This window comes from Halogeometricum rufum, assembly GCF_900112175.1.
GTDB lineage: Archaea > Halobacteriota > Halobacteria > Halobacteriales > Haloferacaceae > Halogeometricum > Halogeometricum rufum.
Genome location: NZ_FOYT01000002.1, coordinates 226,192 through 243,198, shown reverse-complemented (window position 1 = coordinate 243,198; position 17,007 = coordinate 226,192). Strand labels below are relative to the sequence as shown.

Sequence of the window (17,007 nt, the reverse complement as noted above, 5' to 3'; positions counted from 1 at the left end):
CTCGTCGACCTGACGATGCCGGTGGAGGCGTCGATGCCGACGTACCCCGGCGACCCCCCGGTGTCGGTGACGCCGCACGCGACGCACGAGTCGGACGGCTACCGCGTCTCGCGACTCGAACTCGGCACGCACGCGGGGACGCACGTCGACGCTCCGGCCCACACCGAACGCGACGGGGCGACGCTCGGGTCGGTCCCGGTCGACCGGTTCCGCTTCGACGCCCGCCTCGTGGACTGCCGCGACGTGGGCGCGAACGGGACTATCGGCCCCGACAGACTGCCCGAGACGGACGCGGAGATGCTCGTCTTCCGGACGGGGTGGGACGCCGAGTGGGGGACCGACCGGATGGTCGACCACCCCGCCCTCGCGCCCGAGACGGCTGACCGGTGCGCCGAACGCGGCCACCACGTCGGCATCGACGCGCTCAGTCCCGACCCGACGGGCGGCGAGGGCGTCCCCGCCCACCGCGCGCTCCTCGGCGCGGGACTGCTGATAGTCGAGAACCTCACCGAACTCGGCGACGTGCCCGACCGGTTCGAGTTGCTGGCGTTCCCGCTGAAGGTGGACGCCGACGGCGCGCCGGTCCGGGCCGTCGCGCGGGTGTGAGTCGTCGGTCGGTGAGCGTCGTCGTACTATCGCGGTCGGTGAGCGTCGTCGCCGCGTCCACCGCTCACCGGTCCGGCGTGTACGTCGGCGCGCGCAGGTCGAACGCCACGGCGTCCGGTTTCACCGTGACCACGAGCGTCTCGCGCCCGACGTTCCACTCGTACGTGTCGGCGGGGCCGTCGCCCGTCGTCACTTCCAGCGCGCACGCCCCGGAGTTCGCGACGACTTCGTTCGCGGAGTACGCGTGGGTGCCCGCTTCGACGCCGATGGAGTGCTGTTCGCGGCCCACCTGTTCGCAGTCGAGGTAGTGAAGGGTCACCCGGAGTTCGGCGCCCGTCTCGTTGAAGAGGTAGAGGTCGACGGCGTCCGCGCCGCCGCCACCGAGCGCGGAGCACCCGGACAGTCCGGCGACGGTGGCCGCAGTCGCGGTTCGGAGGAGGGAGCGACGGGTCGAGGGCGCGTCTCGCACGGCGGGACGGTCACGGTCCGCGACCGAAAAGTTGGCCATCGGACCCCGAGCGGCGACGATGGCCGCTCAGAACAGGACGGCGAGGACGAGGACGACGAGCATCGCGGAGGTGAGTAGCACCTGCACCACCGTCGAGGCGAGAACGCCCACCGTGGCGTAGAGGGCGACGCGGACGCTCGCTTCGGCGTCCTCGTTGCGGTAGAACTCGACGGCGAACACCGTCGCGGCGATGCCGAGGAGGAAGCCGACGGGTCCCGTCACGACGAGGAGGACGAGGCCGACGACGACGGCGGCGCCCGTCGTGAGCGACGACGCGCCGCCCGCCCGCGCCGCGATGGCCCCGCCGAAGTAGTCGAGCACCACGGTCAGGACCCCGACGAACACGAGGGCGGCGAGCACCGGGAGCGAGGGGTCGGTGTAGCCCGTCGACCACCAGTAGAGGAGGGCGCCCGCGACGGAGAGGAGGGCGCCCGGGAGGAGGGGGACGACGACGCCGACGACGCCGACGACGGCGAGTGCGATGGCGACGAGTGCGTAGATGTCCACGGGTCGCGTTCGTCGCGGAGAGGCAAATACCGTCGGGCCGTCGGTCCGGAGCGAACCGCGTTCGCCGGGGAACAGGTCGCTCGGAGAACAAGTCAGATTTAACCAACGGTGGTTCGTAGTTCGGTCAATGAGCGACCGCGGGATGGGGGACGGTGGAGCCGACCCTCACCCTCCCGAACTGTACCGGACACTCGTCGAAGACTCGAACGACGTCGCCACGATAATCGACTCGGACGGCAGGATGACGTACGTGAGTCCCGCCGTGCGGCGGGTCCTCGGCTTCGACCCCGAGGAACTGATCGGCGAAGTCGGCTTCGAGTACCAGCATCCGGACGACAGAGAAGCCGTCGCGGAGAAGATGGCAGCGCTTCGTGCCGACCCCGACGAACCGCAGACCGTCGAGGTTCGCTTCGAGCGAGCCGACGGCTCGTGGTGCTGGATCGAGTCGACGATGCGGAATCGACTCGACGACGACGCCGTCGGCGGCTTCCTCGTGAACAGTCGAGACATCACCGCGCGCAAAGAACGCGAGAGGCGGCGGAAGAAGCTCGCCGAGGAGTACAACGCCCTGCTGGAGAACTCCGACGACGCGATTTTCCTCCTCGACGCGGACTCGTCGGGAGACGACGTCGAGTTTCGCTTCAGCCGTCTCAGCCCCGGGTACGTGGCGCAGACGGGGCTGACGACGGACGAGGTCCGGGACAAGACGCCGCGGGAGGTGTTCGGCGACGAACGCGGCGCCGAACTCGAAACGAACTACCGCCGGTGCGTGGAGGCCGGCGGACCCATCTCTTATCAGGAGGAACTCTCGCTGGCCGAGGGTGCGCGGTTCTGGCAGACGAGCATCGCTCCCGTCGTCGTCGAGGGAACAGTCGTCCGCGTCGTCGGTATCGCTCGAAACATCACCGAACGGGTCGAGCGAGAGCAGGAGATCAGACGGAAGAACGACCGTCTCGACGAGTTCGCCAGCGTCATCTCCCACGACGTCCGGAACCCGTTGAACGTCGCGCAAGGACGGACCGCGTTGCTACGGGAGGAGTCGGAGAGCGAGCACCTCGAACCGCTCGCGAACTCACTGGACCGCATCGAGTCGATAATCGGAGACACGCTGATCCTCGCCAGAGAGGGGAACACGGTCGGCGAACAGTCGGCGTTCGGGCTGACGGACCTGGTCACTCACTGCTGGGAGATGGTGGACGCCGGCGACGCGACGCTCGAAATCGAAGACGAACTCTCGATTCGAGGCGACCGGAACCGCCTGCAACACGTCTTCGAGAACCTGTTTCGGAACGCCGTCGAGCACGGCGGTGCCGGTGTGACGGTCACGGTCGGACGGGCCGGGACGGACGGCTTCTCCGTCGCGGACGACGGGCCGGGCATCCCCGCCGAGGAACGCGACACAATCTTCGGCCCCGGACAGAAGCTGTCGTCCGGCGGAACCGGGTTCGGCCTGACCATCGTGAAGCGCATCGCCGAGGCACACGGGTGGCAGGTCGCCGTGACAGAGGGGCGACAGGGCGGCGCCAGATTCGAATTCAGCGGCGTGGAGTTAGTCTGAGACCGTCACGACGGTTCCGGCGGACTGCCGACGGAAGCCGAGTGCCGTAGGTTTAAGCGCGCAGAAAATGTTATCACACATCATGCCGATTGACCCGAACTTCGAGACGAACCGCGAGAAGGTGGACGAAGAGGACGGCGTGGCGGTGTGGGGACCGGTGGACCCGCCGGAGAAACTGGGTATTCACGGCACACACGTCGCCGTGGACTTCGACATCTGCATCGGCGACGGCGCCTGTCTCGAAGACTGCCCGGTGGACGTGTTCTCGTGGGTCGATACGCCCGACCACCCCGAGTCCGACGTGAAGGTCCAACCCGCCCGCGAGGACCAGTGTATCGACTGCATGCTCTGCGTCGACGTCTGTCCGGTCGACGCGATAGACGTGGACCCCGGCCGCGCGGGCCGCGTCTGACCCCGACGCGCCCTCACCGGCGCACCGTCGCAGGCGGGCCGTACCGCGGGTGAACGCCGCACGCTCATTTTATCGAGAATAATTGTTAAGGAATGGGAAACTCATCCTCGGGTAGTGGTGAGTCAACAATGGACACACTCGTGTTGACGAAAGGCGTCCCCGACTTCCGAGAGGGGAAAGTCTCGTTCGACGAGGACGGACACCTCGAACGCGGGAAGACGCCGACGGTGATGAATCCGAACGACGAACACGCGCTTCGGGCGGCGTTGCAGACGCGCGTCCGCCACGGCGGCACCGTCTCGGTGATGAGCATGGGGCCGCCGGGGTACAAGGAGGTGCTGCAGGAGGCGATGGAGTCGGCGTACGCGGACGACCTCTACCTCGTCTCCGACCGCGAGATGGCCGCCGCCGACACGTGGGCGACGGCGATTACGCTCAGCGCCGCCATCGAGAAGATGGGCGTCCCGGACCTCGTCTTCGCGGGGTTCAAGACGGCCGACGGGGAGACAGGCCACACCGGCCCGCAGACGTGCTGGTGCCTCGACATGCCCCTCGTCACCCACGTCGTCGCCCTCGACGTGGACGAGGAGGCGGGGCGACTCCGCGCGAAACGACTCGTGGAGGGCGACATCGCGGAGATGGAAACGGTGGAGACGGACCTGCCGGCGTTCGTCGTCGCCGACCCGGAGTTCGAACCCTCCTACCGGACCGCCGGCGACCGACTCACGCTGAAGGACCTGCGAGAGACGGCGCGCGAACGCGCCGCCGACTACGAGGACGCACTGACCGTCTGGGACCACGCCGACATCAACGTGGACCCCGACTACATCGGCCTCGACGGGTCGCCGACCATCGTCTCCTCGGTGGACCCCATCCCGAAACCGCCCGCCGAACGCGAGGCGACGATGGTAGCGCCCGACGACGCCGAGGGGATGGAGTCCGTTCTGGACGAGATGCGACCGTTCGCGGGCGACGCCGCGGCCGCGGGGGGTGACTGACCGTGGCCGAACTCGACCCGACCGAGTACGACATCTCCGAACTCGGCCCGGCGATAAAGGACGTCGAGGACCCCGACGAACTCCGCGAGATTCTGCAGGCCGAGCGAGACGGCGAGGACCGCCCCGGTGCGGTCGCTCTCATCGAGAGTCGCATCGAGAAGTTCGAGGGGGACGGCGACGAGGACGTCGGCGAGATAGACCTCTCGTCGATGTCGGCCGCCGAGGTGGGCAACGCTCTCCAGAGCATAGAGGAGGTGGACGAACTGGAGCGACTCCTGCAGGAGGAGACGGAGGGAGAGGACCGCGACGCGGTGACGCGACTGATACAGCGCCGACTCGACGCCGTACAGGGGTCCGAGGAGGGCGAGGAGTCGGAAGTGGACGACCGACCGCCGGAGGAACGGCACCCGGACCTCTCGCACCCGACGCGGGACAAGCGACACGTCCGCGCCCTCCGCGGCGGGACGTACCGCGACACGTGGGTCTACTGCGAGACGCAGGCGGGCGAACTCGTCTCCGTGTCGAAGGAGATGCTCGGCAAGGCCCGCCAACTGATGGACGACTACAACGCCGAGTACCCCGACGAGGACGACGAACGCGTCGTCGCGGTCCTCGTCGGCGACGACGTGGAGACGCACGCCGAGGACGTGATAGCGCACGGCGCGGACGTCGTCGTCGTCCACGAGGACGAACGCCTCGCGCGCTTCCAGCACAAGCCGTACACCGAAATCGTCTGCGACATGGCCCGCGCGGGGGCGACCCACGAGGGCGGCGAGGTGAAGGACGGCCGCGACGAGGCGTGGCGCGACTACGACAAGCCGCGGTACGTCCTCTTCCCGGCGACGAACAACGGCCGCGACCTCTCGGCCCTCGTGCAGGCGGAGTTGGACTCCGGCCTCGCCAGCGACTGCTCGGGGCTCTACATCGACGAGGAGGTCATCTCGAACCCGGTGAAGACCGGTGCGGCCGGCGAGAAGCGGACGTTCGAACGCGTCCTGCACATGAAGCGGCCGGACTTCTCGGGGTTCGAGTACTCGACCATCCTCTGTCTGGACAACCCGCGCCGGGAGTTCCACCCGCAGGGCGCGTCGGTCATCCCCGGCAGTTTCGAGGTGCCCGACCCGGACCCCGAACGCGAGGGCATCGTCGTCGACCACGAACTCGAACTCGACGACGACTGGTTCCGTGTCACGGTCAGCGACTTCGACCGACTGGACGAGGGCGTCGACCTGACGGGCCACGACGTGGTGATCGCCGTCGGACGCGGCATCGGCGACGACCCGACGCGGGGGATGGAGTTGGGCCTCGAACTGGCCGACGCGTTCGAGGACGCCGCCCTCGGCGTCTCCCGCGGCATCGTCACCGGGTCGTACTCGTTCGACGCCCACGTCGAGCAGTACACCCACGAGGAAAGACAGATCGGCGAGACCGGACAGGTCGTCGCGCCGAAACTCTACGTCGCGGCGGGCATCTCCGGCGCGGTGCAGCACAAGGTCGGCATGGACGAGTCCGAGACCATCGTGGCGGTCAACACCGACCCCGACGCGCGCATCCGCGACTTCTCGGACTACTTCATCGAGGGCGACCTGTTCGAGGTGCTGCCGCGACTGACCGAGGCCGTCGAGCGGGGGTCCTTCGACTTCGGCGCGGCCGCCGAGGACGCGGCGGCGACCGACGGAGGTGAGCCGCGATGACGGAACACGAACACTACGAGGCGGTGGTCGTCGGCGCGGGTCCCGGCGGGGCCGCGGCGGCGGCGACGCTCGCCCGGTACGGCGTCGAGACGCTGGTGCTGGAACGCGGCGTCGAGGCCGGGTCGAAGAACGTCTCCGGCGGCATCATCTACGGCGAGGAGTCCGCGCCGGTGACCATCGACGACCTGTTCCCCGACTTCCGCGAGGCGGCCGCGGAGCGCCCGGTGACCCGCTACTACATCCACAACGTCGCGGGCGACCGGGTGGAGACGATGGACCTGACGAGCCTGCACGACCACGACACCGAGTGGGCCGACGCCGTCCTCCGACGGAAGATGGACTCGTGGCTCGAGGACCGCGTCCACGAGGTGACGCGCGAGACGGGCGGCGGCCTGCTGACCGAGGTGCGCGCGAACGGGTTGCTGCGCGACGACGACGGCGAGATAATCGGCGTCACGATGGACGAACTCGACCCCATCGAGGCGGACGTGATAATCGCCGCCGACGGCGTCAACTCCGAGTTGGCCCGCGACGCCGGCCTGATGGACTGGGAGGAGCCCGACGAGTGGTTCCAGGGCGTCAAAGCGGTGGTGGACCTGCCGCCGGAGGAGGTGAACGACCGGTTCGCCCTCGCCGACGACGAGGGGGTCGCGCACCTGTTCTCCGGCGACCTGTTCAGCGACGTCCGCGGCGGCGGCTTCCTCTACACGAACCGCGACTCGCTGTCCATCGGGACGGTGTTCCACCTCGACAGCCTCGTCGCCGAACGCGCGGAACCGCACGAACTGCTCGACGCCCTGCTGACCCACCCGCTCCTCGCGCAGTGGTTGGGCGACGACTACCACGAACGCGAGTACGCGGCGAAACTCGTCCCCGACTCGAAGAAGGTGGCCCTGCGGGACCCACACGAGGGGCGACTGCTCCTCGTCGGCGACGCCGCCGGGCAGATGCAGGCGCAGGGGCCCATCATCAAGGGGATGAACCACGCCGTCACCGCCGGCGCACTCGCCGCCGAGGCGTTCGCGCAGTCGACGGCGCGCGGCAAGCCAGAGCAGGTGGGCGAGCGGTACGCGGAGAAACTCCGCGAGGAGGGCGTCATGGAGAAACTCCGGCCGCGAGGCTACGACCTCACTCGGACCGTCGCCGAACGCGACGACGTGACCGACGCCCTCGACTCGCTTCTGACCTCGCGGCTCGGCCGCCTCGGCGTCCGCGCTCTCGGGAGCGGGACGCTCGAACGTCTCTACGGGTCGCCGCTGCTCCTGTCCATCGCGCCGGACACGCGGACGCCGTACGTGACGCTCCCGACGGTCGTCGCCGAGGAACTCGGGACGCGCGTCACGGACACGAACCGCGTCGAACCGCCGAGTCTGGAGGAGCGCATCGGCGAGTTGACGTACGACACCGACGTGGGCAACCCGCACATCGTCCTGCAGGACGACTCCTACGAGGCCAGCGGAGCGGCCGTCGCCGCCTGTCCGGTCAGCGCCGAGGGCTTCGGCGGCGGCTGTTACCGCGACGAGTTCGTGCGGACGAACGGCGACGAGCGACACGTCGTGAGCCTCGACACTCAGCCCTGCGTCGAGTGCGGGACGTGCGCCGTCGTCGCCGACACCGAGTGGACCCACCCGCGCGGCGGCAAGGGCGTCTCCTACGACGACGGATGACCGAGGAGGCGTCGGCCCGGTCCGCGCGTGCGGACGGGGGCTACACCGATGACGGTCGCGCGGCCGGGGGCGAACGGACGGCCGAGGACGGCCGCCACTCGGGACACGTCGAGGAGATTCGGTCGCTCGCGGCGTCGGCGCGGGCGGAGCGACGGCGGTTCGAGGCGCCGCCGGACGGCGGGGCCGACGAGCGAGCCCTGTCGTACGTCCGCGAGGGCGTCGCGCCGGTGACGGGCGTCTACGTGGAGGCGCACACCGGCGGGGACCACGCCCGGTTCTCCCAGACGGAACTGGACCTGCTCCACCGGGCCCTGAACGACTGGCTATCGCTGTACGCCCGGTGTTACGGCGTCGACGTGGACCCGGACGCCACGGTGCGAACGGCGGCGGAGATACTGCTCCAGACGCACGACGCCCGCGAGGTGGCGCGACTGCTCACCGACGTGCCGCCGCGCCGGTGAGTCCTCTCTCGCGGGCGCGCCGGCGGCCGAACGTGTCGGAGTTCACGAAAAAACGTTAACTTTTGGTGGGTGGTAGCACGGGTCATGGACGTAACGGAGACGCTGGCGTTCGACAACGCGGACCGCAAAGACATCTACGACTACGTCGAGAGCCACGGCATCGTCCGCGAGGACGAGGTCCGGCGAGCGCTCAACTTCGAACCGGCCGCGCTGGGGGCGCACCTGACCGTTCTCCGTCGGGAGGGCTACATCCGGAAGGTGGGCGACAAGGTGCAGGTCGCCTACGACGAGGACGACGCGCAGGTGTTCGAGGCGGACGACGGCGAGGGGTTCACCATCCGGACCGCCCAGCAGGTGGACCTGGACGCCCTCGTGGACGCGATTCAGGAGGTCGCCGAGGAGGGGACGTACATCGAGGCCGAGACGGTCGGCGAGATGATAGACCACGAGGAGGTCGTCCTCCGGCACAACGAGGTGCAGTCGCGGATGGTGTTCGTCGCCACCGTCGACGACGAACTCGCCGGGTGGTGTCACCTCGACCTCCCCGAGACGGGGAAACTCCGCCACACCGCCGTCCTCACCGTCGGGACGCGCTCGGAGTTCCGCGGGAAGGGCATCGGCAGTCGCCTCCTCGAACGGGGCGTCGACTGGGCCGACGACCACGGCTTCGAGAAACTGTACAACTCCGTCCCCGCGACGAACGAGGCGGCCATCGCGTTCCTCGAAGACCACGGCTGGGAGACGGAGGCGGTCCGCGAGGACCACTACAAGATCGGCGACGACTACGTCGACGAGGTGATGATGGCCGTCGGCATCCGCTGACCGCGACGCCCGAACGTCCGAGCGTCGTCACCGCCAGTCGTCGCCGGTCCCTTCGAGCGGTTCGGCGACGACGCCGTCCTTCTGGGCCAGCACCCGCGCGTGACCCGTGCAGACGTCTCTGTCCTCGTCCCACGGCACGTAGACGCGGACGGCCGCCGGGTCCTCGCAACCGTCCTCCGCGCACGTCTCCATACGTCGAGCGAGGGCGCCGAGCGACTTCGGCGTGTCGCCCGTCTCCGCGGCCCGCCCCGTCGCGTCACTCCTCGAACCGCGCGCGTTCCGTCGCCACGGCGTCCACGTCCGCGCCGTATCGCTTCACGACGTCGGCGTAGGCGTCACCGAGCGCCTTCATCGCGTTGCGCGGCGAGTGGTAGCCGAGTTCGTCGGCGACGGCGGGCCACGGCCGACCCTGCAACACTTTCCCGACGAGCAGTCGCTCCGCCCGCGGCGAGCAGGGCGGGTCGTCGTCGTTCAGCGCGCGGCGCGCCAGCGTCCGGAAGGCGTCCGGAGCGGTGGTGTACATCCCCGGACCGAACGACGCGCCGACGACGACGCGCCACTCGCGGTCCGCGAGTTCGAGGGGCGGCGCGGCGTCGCAGGCGCGGACCGCCGCCCGCACCACGTCGGGGTCGGCGTCGCGCAGGGGGTCCGACAGCACGCCGGGCAGTCTGTCGAGGAACCAGTCGGCGTGCCTGTCGTGGAGGCGGCGGCCCGCCGGCGTGAGGGGGTCGAGCATCAGCGCGGAGTACTCGCCGCTGGTGTCGTTGCGCGTCGTCGAGAGGTGGACGGTGGAGTAGCCGTTGTCGTCCCAGAAGGAGAGCAACTCCGGCGTCGCGCCGTAGCCGACGCCGAGGTAGTCCACCGCCTCCGCGCCGTCGGCCTTCTCCGCACGAATCTCCGACAGCAGGCGAGAGCCGAGTCCCGACGACCGGACGGCGTGGTGCGTGGCGATGCGCATGACGCGGTAGCCGACCGGGACCGCGGCGTCCTCGTCGCGGAGTTGGCTCGTGAACACGTCGGGGAGCATGTTCCCCTTGACGCGTGCGCCCTCGTACATCGCCCGGCGCGTCTCGCGGTCGAGTCCCCCCTCGCGGGCGAGGAGGGCGACGCTGACGACGTGGCCCTCGTGCGTCAGCGCCCGGCACTCGAGGTTCGGCGCGTCCAGCAGGCGTCCCAGGTCGTCCGGTTCGGTCCGGTAGTGCGCGAGGACGAGCAGTCCGAACACCTCGCGCAGGAGGTGATCGTCGTCGGCCAACTCGTCCTGCGAGAGGACGCGGTACGCGGCCGACTCGGGCGTCGCGTCGGCGACGAGGGGGTCCACGGCGGGTCGCGCGTCGAGGAGGAGCGCTCGGAACGCCCACGTCTCCACCGGGTCGCCCCGGGCGTAGCGGATGGGTTCGTCCATCCGCACGTCAGTCACCGACAGGTCGCTCTCGTCGAGGCGGTCCCGGAAGCGCACGGCGAACCCCCGACCGGTCCCCTCGTAGCCGTGGACGGTGGTGAAGAAGCCGGCCGCCGGGGCGTCGGCGAACGCGGCGAGGAGGCGGACCGGAATCGCCGCCGCCTCGTCCACGAGGACCACGTCCGGGTCGTCCGGGAGGGTCGCCGCCGTCGGCGGGTCGGCGAAGCGGACGCGCCCCCCGCCCGAGGCGCGGACGACGTGCGCCGCCTCGTCGTGGTCCGCCAGCGACCCCGTCTCGGCCAGGAGGTCGGTCGCGCGGGCGAACACCTCGCGGGCGTTGCCGTACGACGGTGCGGTGACGAGGACGTCGCGTTCCCCGGCGGCGAGACACCCCGCGGCGAGTCCGGCGGCGCTGGACTTCCCCCGTCCGCGGTCGGCCTCCACGACCACCGCCGCGCCCGGGTCGCGGAGGCGTTCGAGGGCGGCCAGCGTCCGCGACTGGTCGGCCGTGAGGCAGGCGTCGTAGGCGGCGCGCGGGAAGTCGTGCCGCCGCGGCGGGGACGGCGACCGGTCGCCCCGGGCCGGCGGCGCGTCCGTCGCCCCGTCGCGTTCGACGGTGCCAGCGTCCACGTCGACGACGGCGACGCCGGGGTGCGTCCGGAGCGTCGCCGCGAGGTGCGTCCGGAAGCGACCCCCCACGTCGGCGGCGTCGAACGGTGGGACGGCCAGCGACGCCTCGAACGCGCCGTCGCGTTCGGGCCACTCGTCGAGGGGCGGCGCGAGGAGGACGAACAGGCCGCCGCCCGCGACGACGCCCGCGAGGCGGCCGAGGACGTTCGGCGAGAACGCCTCGTGGGCGTCGCAGACGACGGCCGTTCGGGTGGTGCCGAGGAGGGTGCCCGCGTGCGTGGGGTGGACGCGTTCGAAGCGGAACCCCTCGCGGGCGGTTACGAACGTCGCCTCGTCGTCGGGGACGTCTGCGCCGTCGAGAACGTCGAACGCGGCGTCGATACCGGCGTCTCGGCCGCCGGCGAGGACGAGGAGTCGTCGCTGGTTCGAGTCCCGTGCCGCCGCCCGGAGGTCGGCGGCGAGCGACCGGAGGTGCATGGTCGGCGTTCGGGAGGGGGTCGTAAGGCACTTTCCGCTCGGATTCGGTGACCGTCGAGGAGGCGTGAACGTCCCGCAAACCGCCGTGCGGACCGGTGCCACGGCAGGGCGGCATTGAAAGCGTTTTTATGGGGTCCTGAGCTATCAGAGGGTACAGCCTGCCCGGGGTTGATGAATGCTCCTCGCCGAGAGGGAACGACCGCGACCAGCAGTGGTCCGCCGGCGAGGATGTCGAGCCCGCGAGCAGGAAATAGGTGAACAACATGGCAGTATACGTAGAATTCGACGTCCCAGCCGACCTCGCAGAAGACGCCCTCGAGGCGCTCGAGGTCGCACGAGACACAGGCACGGTAAAGAAAGGTACGAACGAGACGACCAAAGCGGTCGAGCGCGGTAACGCCGAGCTCGTCCTGGTCGCCGAAGACGTCTCCCCCGAAGAGATCGTGATGCACCTGCCGGAACTGGCAGACGAGAAGGGCATCCCGTACATCTTCATCGAGACGCAGGACGAAGTCGGTCACGCCGCGGGTCTCGAAGTCGGCTCCGCCGCCGCCGCCATCGTCGACGCCGGCGAAGCGCAGGAGCAGGTCGAAGACATCGCCGCGAAGGTCGAGGAACTTCAGTAATCGACCATGAGCGCAGAAGAGACCGCCAGCGACTCGACGTCCGCAGAGGTCATCGAGATCGTTGGCAAGACCGGGATGCATGGCGAGGCCATGCAGGTCAAATGCCGCATCCGCGAAGGCTCGAATCAGGGCCGCATCATCACGCGGAACGTGCTGGGCCCCGTCCGCGAGGGCGACATCCTCCAGTTGCGCGAGACCCAGCGCGACGCCGACTCCATCGGAGGTCAGTAACCAATGGTAGAGAAGCGCACGTGCGACTACTCTGGTGAAGAGATCGAGCCCGGCACGGGCACGATGTACGTAAAGAACGACGGCACCATCCTCCACTTCAAGGACTCGAAGGCCGAGAAGAACTACTTCCTCGGCCGCGAGGCGCGCGACCTGGAGTGGACGGCCGAAGGACAGGCCGCCGGCGGTCCCTCCGAGGAGGGCTCCGAATGAGCCACCACGACGAGCGCACGTTCGTGATGGTCAAGCCCGACGGCGTCCAGCGCGGACTCGTCGGCGACGTCGTCTCCCGCTTCGAAGAGCGCGGGCTGAAACTGGTCGCCGGCAAGTTCATGCAGATCGACCAGGACCTCGCCCACGAACACTACGGCGAGCACGAGGACAAGCCGTTCTTCGACGACCTCGTGGACTTCATCACGTCCGGTCCCGTCTTCGCGATGGTCTGGCAGGGCGCCGACGCGACCCGGCAGGTTCGCTCGATGGTCGGCGAGACCGACCCCGCCGAGTCCGCCCCCGGCACCATCCGCGGCGACTACGGACTGGACCTCGGCCGCAACGTCATCCACGCCTCGGACCACGAGGACGAGGGTGCGAACGAGCGCGAGATAGCCCTCTTCTTCGACGACGACGAACTCGTCGACTACGAGCGCGTCGACGAGACGTGGCTCTACGAAGAAGAGGACCACTGAGGCCGTAGCCGGTACGTTTCGCTTTTCGTTCTTTCGACACCTCTCAGCTCGGCGGACAGTCAGCGCCGCCGCCGACAACAGCTTAGTGCGCGCCGGCCGCGGGTTCCAGCCGAACGAATGCCGAGAGACGAGCACGCGGACGACGGTGCGGACGAGGGGGGAGCGCGGGGGACGGCGGCCGAGGGGACGGCGGACGAGTCGGACCCGACGAGGCGTGACGTCCTCGCCCGGACCGGCGGGTCCGTCGCCGCGGGCGTCGCCGCGACGCTGGCCGGCCGCGGCCTCGTCGGGACGGTGGAGGCGGCGACGAACCGGACCGACCGGCGGCCCGAGGCGGCCGCCGAGAACCCCGAGGCGACGTTCCCGCAGTCGGTGGCGAGCGGCGACCCGACGCCCGACGGCGTCGTCCTGTGGACGCGCCTCGCGCCGGACCGCTATCGGGACGGCGAGTCGGTGACGGCGACGGTGGCCCGCGACGAGGCGTTCGACGACGTGGTGGGCACGTACGAGGTACCGGGCGGCGTCGTCGGCCCGGGGACGGACTACACCGTCAGGCTGACGCTCGACGGCGAACTCGACCCGGGGACGGCGTACCACTACCGATTCGCGTACCGCGGCGTCGCCAGCCGAACGGGTCGCTGTCGGACGCTCCCGGCGCCGGACGCCTCGCCCGACTCCGTCTCCTTCGCGCTCTGTACGTGTCAGGACTACCGGAACGGCTACTACGGCGCCTACGGCCACGTCGCCAGGGCGGACGTGGACTTCCTCGTCCACCTCGGCGACTTCGTCTACGAGTCCGCCGGGCCGTCCGCGTACGACGGCCGCGACGTCGAACTTCCGAGCGGCGCGTCGCAGGCGATGGACCTCGAGGACTTCCGGCACCTGCACCGGACGTACCGCACGGACCGGTTCCTCCGACGCGCGCTCGGACGGCACACCCTGATAGCGACGTGGGACGACCACGAGATAGTGAACAACCGCTACTGGGACTACGAGGCGGACGCGCCGGGCTGTTGGCCCGCGGACCACCCGGCGGCGAACGACGCCGAACGCCTCCGGGACCTGTTCGCCGACGGCATCCGGGCGTGGTGGGAGTACCTCCCCGCGCGGGTGCGCTACGACGAGGACGCGCCCCTCCGCGAGCGGATTCGGCTGAACCGCGAGTTCGCCTTCGGCGACCTGGTGGACCTCGTCGTGACCGACGAACGCCTCCACCGCTCCGAGCAGGCGGGGACCCAGCGCGCCCGACAGCTCTCCTTCCAGTCCGACGACGAGAGCGGGTCCAGTCGGACCATCCTCGGCGAGCGTCAGCGCGAGTGGTTCCTCGACAGCCTCGACGCCTCCGAGGCGACGTGGACGGCGTGGGCGAACGAGGTGCTGAACATGGCGTTCAGCCTCCGCGAGGACGGTAACCGCGTCTACAACGCCGACGCGTGGGACGGCTACGAGGCCGAACGCGCGACCATCACGGACGCGCTGGCGGACGTGGCCAACGCCGTCGCCCTCACCGGCGACATGCACACCGCACTCGCGGGCTACGTCCAGCAGTCGTACCCCGACGACGACGAGGCGTCGCCGTCCCGCGTCGGCGTCGAGTTCATGACGCCCGCGGTGACCAGCGTCAACCTCGGCGAACTGCTGGAACTGCCGGACGGCGAGTTCGGCCGGCGACTCGCCAGCGAACTCGTCGCGGAGACGAACCCGCACGTGGAGTTCTTCGACAGCCACCATTGGGGGTACGCGACGGTGACGTTCACGCCCGACAACTGCACCTACTCGGCGTGGGCCGTCGACAAGGACAGCGACGAGATGGGCGACCGGGAGCGACTGGCGACCCTCCGCGTCCGGGCGGGCGAGATGGAGATACGCGACGTGCGGTAGCGCCGCGGCCCGCGTCGTTCCGCCCGGGCATCGTCGCGACAGACAGTCACGTCGGTCTGCGAAACGGCTACACTCCCGGGCGTCCCACGGGAGGCATGGAACTCGACCTCCTCGTGTGGCTCCTGGGTGCGTTCTTCCTCGCGGCGGCGGTGTTCGGCGTCGGCGCCGTCGCCGTCGCCGCGTGGACGGCCACCCGGACGCTGGACAGACTGTTCACGGCCGTCTCCCCCGTCCGCACCGGGTCGGCGTCGGGGATTCGCGACGTGGAGGCGCACCTCGCGACGCTGGCTTCCGCCCCGCACGTCGATTCGGGCGTCGTCCGCGCCGTCGTCCCCGAGGCGCGCCGCGGCCACGGGCGACTCCTCGCCCGCGTACGGCGAACGCCCGGCGTCCGGTTCGACGTGGTACTTCCGGTCGAGGGCCACGAGACGACGCTCCCGGTGTGGACCCCCCTCCCCGACCGACTGACCGGCCGGACGGAGTTCGAACGCGTCGCCGCCGCCTGCGGCGTCGCCCCCGAGCGAATCTCCGACGCCGTCGGCGAGGAGGTGGCGGTCAAGCGACTCGACGACCGGTGGGTGGTCGGCGCGCCGCGCGTCGGCACGCCGGCGCGCGACGATTCGGCCCGGTCGTGGGTGACCGAGACCGACCGGCGCTGAGTCCCGGGTCGTCACCCCGTGGCCGGCGTCGCCTCCGCGGCGAGTCGCTTCGGAACGGAGCGACCGCCCGGCGACCCGAACGCCCGTTCAGGCGTCGCTCCGGTGCGACGCGACGACGTCCGCCCACGCGACGCGTCCCGCCTCGACCACGTTCGCGGGCGAGAGGGCGTCGGTGTTCAGCGCCGCCATCGAACTCGGGAGGTTGGGGTCGAGTCCGCCGAGGACGCCCGCGATGTCGTTGTGCGCCGGCGGCGGCCGCCCGACGTTCTCTATCGACGGATCCGGCACGTCGCCCGCCGTGACGACGACGCGGCAGACCATCCCGAACGGGTCGTGCGGCGGGCAGTAGCAGTCGTAGACGCCCGGCGTCTCGAACCGGTAGAGCCAGTAGCCGCCGACGGGGACGAGTGGGGACGAGAACGGCCCCACGCCGTCGGGGACCCGGTTCTGGCGCCCGTGCCGTTCGTGGTAGGGCGCGACGGCGTGGTCCGGCGACTCCGCGCTGAACAGGACCACGTCGCCGGGTTCGACGCGGAGTCCGGCCGGGCCGAAGTGGAAACCGAGAGTGTCGGCGACCATCCGGGCTATCGCCTCCACCGTCAGCGTCTGCGTCCCCTCCGGCGTCTCGAAGTCGACCGCCGCGTCCGGGCGGTGGAGCGTCTCCCGTTCGACCGTCCCGTCGGCGACGGACTCGTTGATGCTCTGCGTCGTCACGTCCGAGAGCGCCCCCTGTTCGCCGATGGCCAACAGCGCACCCGGCAGGTCGATGTTCATCTCCACCTCGTGGGACGGCCGAATCGGCGGCGCGAACGCCTCGAAGCACTCCGCTCCGGCCTCGCCCCCGCAGGGGTTCGGGTCCGCCGACGCGTAGCCGAACAGCGGGTCGAGTTCCGCGGGCATCCCGCCGTCGCCGCCCTCGCCGTCGTCCGCCCCGCCACCGCCCTCACCGTCGTCGGCCCCCGGTCCGTCGTCCGTCCCGGTGTGTTCGTCCGCCGACGCGGTGGTCGCACCGAGACCGAGCGCCGTCGTCGCGCCCGCCGCGCGGAGGACGGTCCGCCGCGCGACGGCCAGTCGCGTCGCTGTCTGTTCGTCGGTTCCAGCCTCGCTCCCCTCGTCTGTGCTATTCATTGGCACACCCGCTGGACAGTGCGACGAGCGGACGAATAAAACCGCGGAACTAGT

Annotated in this window: 19 protein-coding genes; 14 read left to right on the top strand and 5 right to left on the bottom strand. The window is 70.2% G+C overall.

The features are described 5' to 3' along the window. Positions 1 to 15: 15 nt before the first annotated feature. Positions 16 to 606: a cyclase family protein gene (locus tag BM310_RS10845; protein ID WP_177232648.1), complete on the top strand. Its 591-nt coding sequence runs from the start codon at positions 16 to 18 to the stop codon at positions 604 to 606. Between the two features lie 64 nt (positions 607 to 670). Here BM310_RS10845 and BM310_RS10840 read toward each other — a convergent pair whose 3' ends face one another. Together BM310_RS10840 and BM310_RS10835 are read right to left on the bottom strand one after the other, a co-directional pair. After that, positions 671 to 1,075 carry a hypothetical protein gene (locus BM310_RS10840; RefSeq protein WP_143105146.1) on the bottom strand — a complete coding sequence of 135 codons (405 nt, stop codon included), beginning with the start codon at positions 1,073 to 1,075 and terminating at the stop codon, positions 671 to 673. Between the two features lie 66 nt (positions 1,076 to 1,141). Further along, positions 1,142 to 1,621, bottom strand: coding sequence for a DUF456 domain-containing protein (locus BM310_RS10835; RefSeq protein ID WP_089807592.1), 480 nt, complete (start codon positions 1,619 to 1,621; stop codon positions 1,142 to 1,144). Positions 1,622 to 1,748: 127 nt separating this feature from the next. On the opposite strand from BM310_RS10835, the gene BM310_RS10830 reads away from it, so the two are divergent. From BM310_RS10830 to BM310_RS10800, 7 genes are all read left to right on the top strand, one after another. Further along, on the top strand, positions 1,749 to 3,179 hold the full coding sequence (locus BM310_RS10830; RefSeq protein ID WP_245778475.1) for a sensor histidine kinase: 1,431 nt from the start codon (positions 1,749 to 1,751) through the stop codon (positions 3,177 to 3,179). Positions 3,180 to 3,261: 82 nt separating this feature from the next. Beyond that, the gene (locus tag BM310_RS10825) at positions 3,262 to 3,591 is read left to right on the top strand and encodes a 4Fe-4S dicluster domain-containing protein (protein ID WP_089807590.1); all 330 of its coding nucleotides are present in this window, start codon (positions 3,262 to 3,264) and stop codon (positions 3,589 to 3,591) included. A gap of 128 nt (positions 3,592 to 3,719) precedes the next feature. Continuing rightward, positions 3,720 to 4,589, top strand: a complete 870-nt coding sequence (locus tag BM310_RS10820; RefSeq protein ID WP_089807588.1) for an electron transfer flavoprotein subunit beta/FixA family protein — start codon at positions 3,720 to 3,722, stop codon at positions 4,587 to 4,589. Between the two features lie 2 nt (positions 4,590 to 4,591). Beyond that, positions 4,592 to 6,283 carry an electron transfer flavoprotein subunit alpha/FixB family protein gene (locus tag BM310_RS10815; protein WP_089807585.1) on the top strand — a complete coding sequence of 564 codons (1,692 nt, stop codon included), beginning with the start codon at positions 4,592 to 4,594 and terminating at the stop codon, positions 6,281 to 6,283. Beyond that, a complete protein-coding gene (locus BM310_RS10810) occupies positions 6,280 to 7,950 on the top strand; it encodes an FAD-dependent monooxygenase (protein ID WP_089807583.1) in 1,671 nt (556 codons plus the stop codon). Before BM310_RS10815 ends, BM310_RS10810 begins: the two co-directional genes overlap by 4 nt. Continuing rightward, entirely contained in the window at positions 7,947 to 8,411 is a 465-nt protein-coding gene (locus tag BM310_RS10805; protein WP_089807581.1) for a hypothetical protein, read from the top strand. Before BM310_RS10810 ends, BM310_RS10805 begins: the two co-directional genes overlap by 4 nt. A gap of 84 nt (positions 8,412 to 8,495) precedes the next feature. Next, positions 8,496 to 9,233 carry a GNAT family N-acetyltransferase gene (locus BM310_RS10800; RefSeq protein ID WP_089807579.1) on the top strand — a complete coding sequence of 246 codons (738 nt, stop codon included), beginning with the start codon at positions 8,496 to 8,498 and terminating at the stop codon, positions 9,231 to 9,233. A 27-nt stretch (positions 9,234 to 9,260) separates the two neighbouring features. On the opposite strand, the gene BM310_RS21395 is transcribed toward BM310_RS10800, so the two are convergent. Both BM310_RS21395 and tmcA read right to left on the bottom strand, forming a co-directional pair. After that, positions 9,261 to 9,425 (bottom strand): hypothetical protein, encoded by a 165-nt coding sequence (locus BM310_RS21395; RefSeq protein WP_177232596.1) that lies wholly within the window; start codon positions 9,423 to 9,425, stop codon positions 9,261 to 9,263. A gap of 64 nt (positions 9,426 to 9,489) precedes the next feature. Next, the gene (gene tmcA / locus BM310_RS10795; protein ID WP_089807577.1) at positions 9,490 to 11,742 is read right to left on the bottom strand and encodes a tRNA(Met) cytidine acetyltransferase TmcA; all 2,253 of its coding nucleotides are present in this window, start codon (positions 11,740 to 11,742) and stop codon (positions 9,490 to 9,492) included. Between the two features lie 263 nt (positions 11,743 to 12,005). On the opposite strand from tmcA, the gene rpl7ae reads away from it, so the two are divergent. The 6 genes from rpl7ae to BM310_RS10765 all read left to right on the top strand — a co-directional run bounded on the left by rpl7ae (position 12,006) and on the right by BM310_RS10765 (position 15,825). Beyond that, entirely contained in the window at positions 12,006 to 12,368 is a 363-nt protein-coding gene (gene rpl7ae / locus BM310_RS10790; RefSeq protein WP_089807575.1) for a 50S ribosomal protein L7Ae, read from the top strand. 6 nt (positions 12,369 to 12,374) lie between these two features. Next, complete coding sequence (locus tag BM310_RS10785; protein WP_006054022.1) at positions 12,375 to 12,599, top strand: 30S ribosomal protein S28e; 225 nt, start codon at positions 12,375 to 12,377, stop codon at positions 12,597 to 12,599. A 3-nt stretch (positions 12,600 to 12,602) separates the two neighbouring features. Next, positions 12,603 to 12,809, top strand: coding sequence for a 50S ribosomal protein L24e (locus BM310_RS10780; protein ID WP_089807573.1), 207 nt, complete (start codon positions 12,603 to 12,605; stop codon positions 12,807 to 12,809). Beyond that, a complete protein-coding gene (gene ndk, locus BM310_RS10775) occupies positions 12,806 to 13,285 on the top strand; it encodes a nucleoside-diphosphate kinase (RefSeq protein ID WP_089807571.1) in 480 nt (159 codons plus the stop codon). The genes BM310_RS10780 and ndk overlap by 4 nt, the downstream gene beginning before the upstream one ends. 117 nt (positions 13,286 to 13,402) lie before the next feature. Then, positions 13,403 to 15,166 carry an alkaline phosphatase D family protein gene (locus tag BM310_RS10770; protein ID WP_089807569.1) on the top strand — a complete coding sequence of 588 codons (1,764 nt, stop codon included), beginning with the start codon at positions 13,403 to 13,405 and terminating at the stop codon, positions 15,164 to 15,166. A 95-nt stretch (positions 15,167 to 15,261) separates the two neighbouring features. Continuing rightward, positions 15,262 to 15,825 carry a hypothetical protein gene (locus BM310_RS10765; protein ID WP_089807567.1) on the top strand — a complete coding sequence of 188 codons (564 nt, stop codon included), beginning with the start codon at positions 15,262 to 15,264 and terminating at the stop codon, positions 15,823 to 15,825. Positions 15,826 to 15,912: 87 nt separating this feature from the next. Here BM310_RS10765 and BM310_RS10760 read toward each other — a convergent pair whose 3' ends face one another. Continuing rightward, positions 15,913 to 16,953, bottom strand: a complete 1,041-nt coding sequence (locus BM310_RS10760; protein WP_089807566.1) for a cupredoxin domain-containing protein — start codon at positions 16,951 to 16,953, stop codon at positions 15,913 to 15,915. Between the last annotated feature and the right edge of the window lie 54 nt (positions 16,954 to 17,007).

Bases quoted from the DNA above. Each gene is read 5' to 3' on its own strand.
- BM310_RS10845 (WP_177232648.1), top strand. From the start codon at position 16: ATGCCGGTGGAGGCGTCGATGCCGACGTACCCCGGCGACCCCCCGGTG.
- BM310_RS10830 (WP_245778475.1), top strand. From the start codon at position 1,749: ATGAGCGACCGCGGGATGGGGGACGGTGGAGCCGACCCTCACCCTCCC.
- BM310_RS10825 (WP_089807590.1), top strand. From the start codon at position 3,262: ATGCCGATTGACCCGAACTTCGAGACGAACCGCGAGAAGGTGGACGAA.
- BM310_RS10820 (WP_089807588.1), top strand. From the start codon at position 3,720: ATGGACACACTCGTGTTGACGAAAGGCGTCCCCGACTTCCGAGAGGGG.
- BM310_RS10810 (WP_089807583.1), top strand. From the start codon at position 6,280: ATGACGGAACACGAACACTACGAGGCGGTGGTCGTCGGCGCGGGTCCC.
- BM310_RS10805 (WP_089807581.1), top strand. From the start codon at position 7,947: ATGACCGAGGAGGCGTCGGCCCGGTCCGCGCGTGCGGACGGGGGCTAC.
- BM310_RS10800 (WP_089807579.1), top strand. From the start codon at position 8,496: ATGGACGTAACGGAGACGCTGGCGTTCGACAACGCGGACCGCAAAGAC.
- BM310_RS21395 (WP_177232596.1), bottom strand. From the start codon at position 9,425: ATGGAGACGTGCGCGGAGGACGGTTGCGAGGACCCGGCGGCCGTCCGC.
- tmcA (WP_089807577.1), bottom strand. From the start codon at position 11,742: ATGCACCTCCGGTCGCTCGCCGCCGACCTCCGGGCGGCGGCACGGGAC.
- rpl7ae (WP_089807575.1), top strand. From the start codon at position 12,006: ATGGCAGTATACGTAGAATTCGACGTCCCAGCCGACCTCGCAGAAGAC.
- BM310_RS10785 (WP_006054022.1), top strand. From the start codon at position 12,375: ATGAGCGCAGAAGAGACCGCCAGCGACTCGACGTCCGCAGAGGTCATC.
- BM310_RS10780 (WP_089807573.1), top strand. From the start codon at position 12,603: ATGGTAGAGAAGCGCACGTGCGACTACTCTGGTGAAGAGATCGAGCCC.
- ndk (WP_089807571.1), top strand. From the start codon at position 12,806: ATGAGCCACCACGACGAGCGCACGTTCGTGATGGTCAAGCCCGACGGC.
- BM310_RS10770 (WP_089807569.1), top strand. From the start codon at position 13,403: ATGCCGAGAGACGAGCACGCGGACGACGGTGCGGACGAGGGGGGAGCG.
- BM310_RS10765 (WP_089807567.1), top strand. From the start codon at position 15,262: ATGGAACTCGACCTCCTCGTGTGGCTCCTGGGTGCGTTCTTCCTCGCG.
- BM310_RS10760 (WP_089807566.1), bottom strand. From the start codon at position 16,953: ATGAATAGCACAGACGAGGGGAGCGAGGCTGGAACCGACGAACAGACA.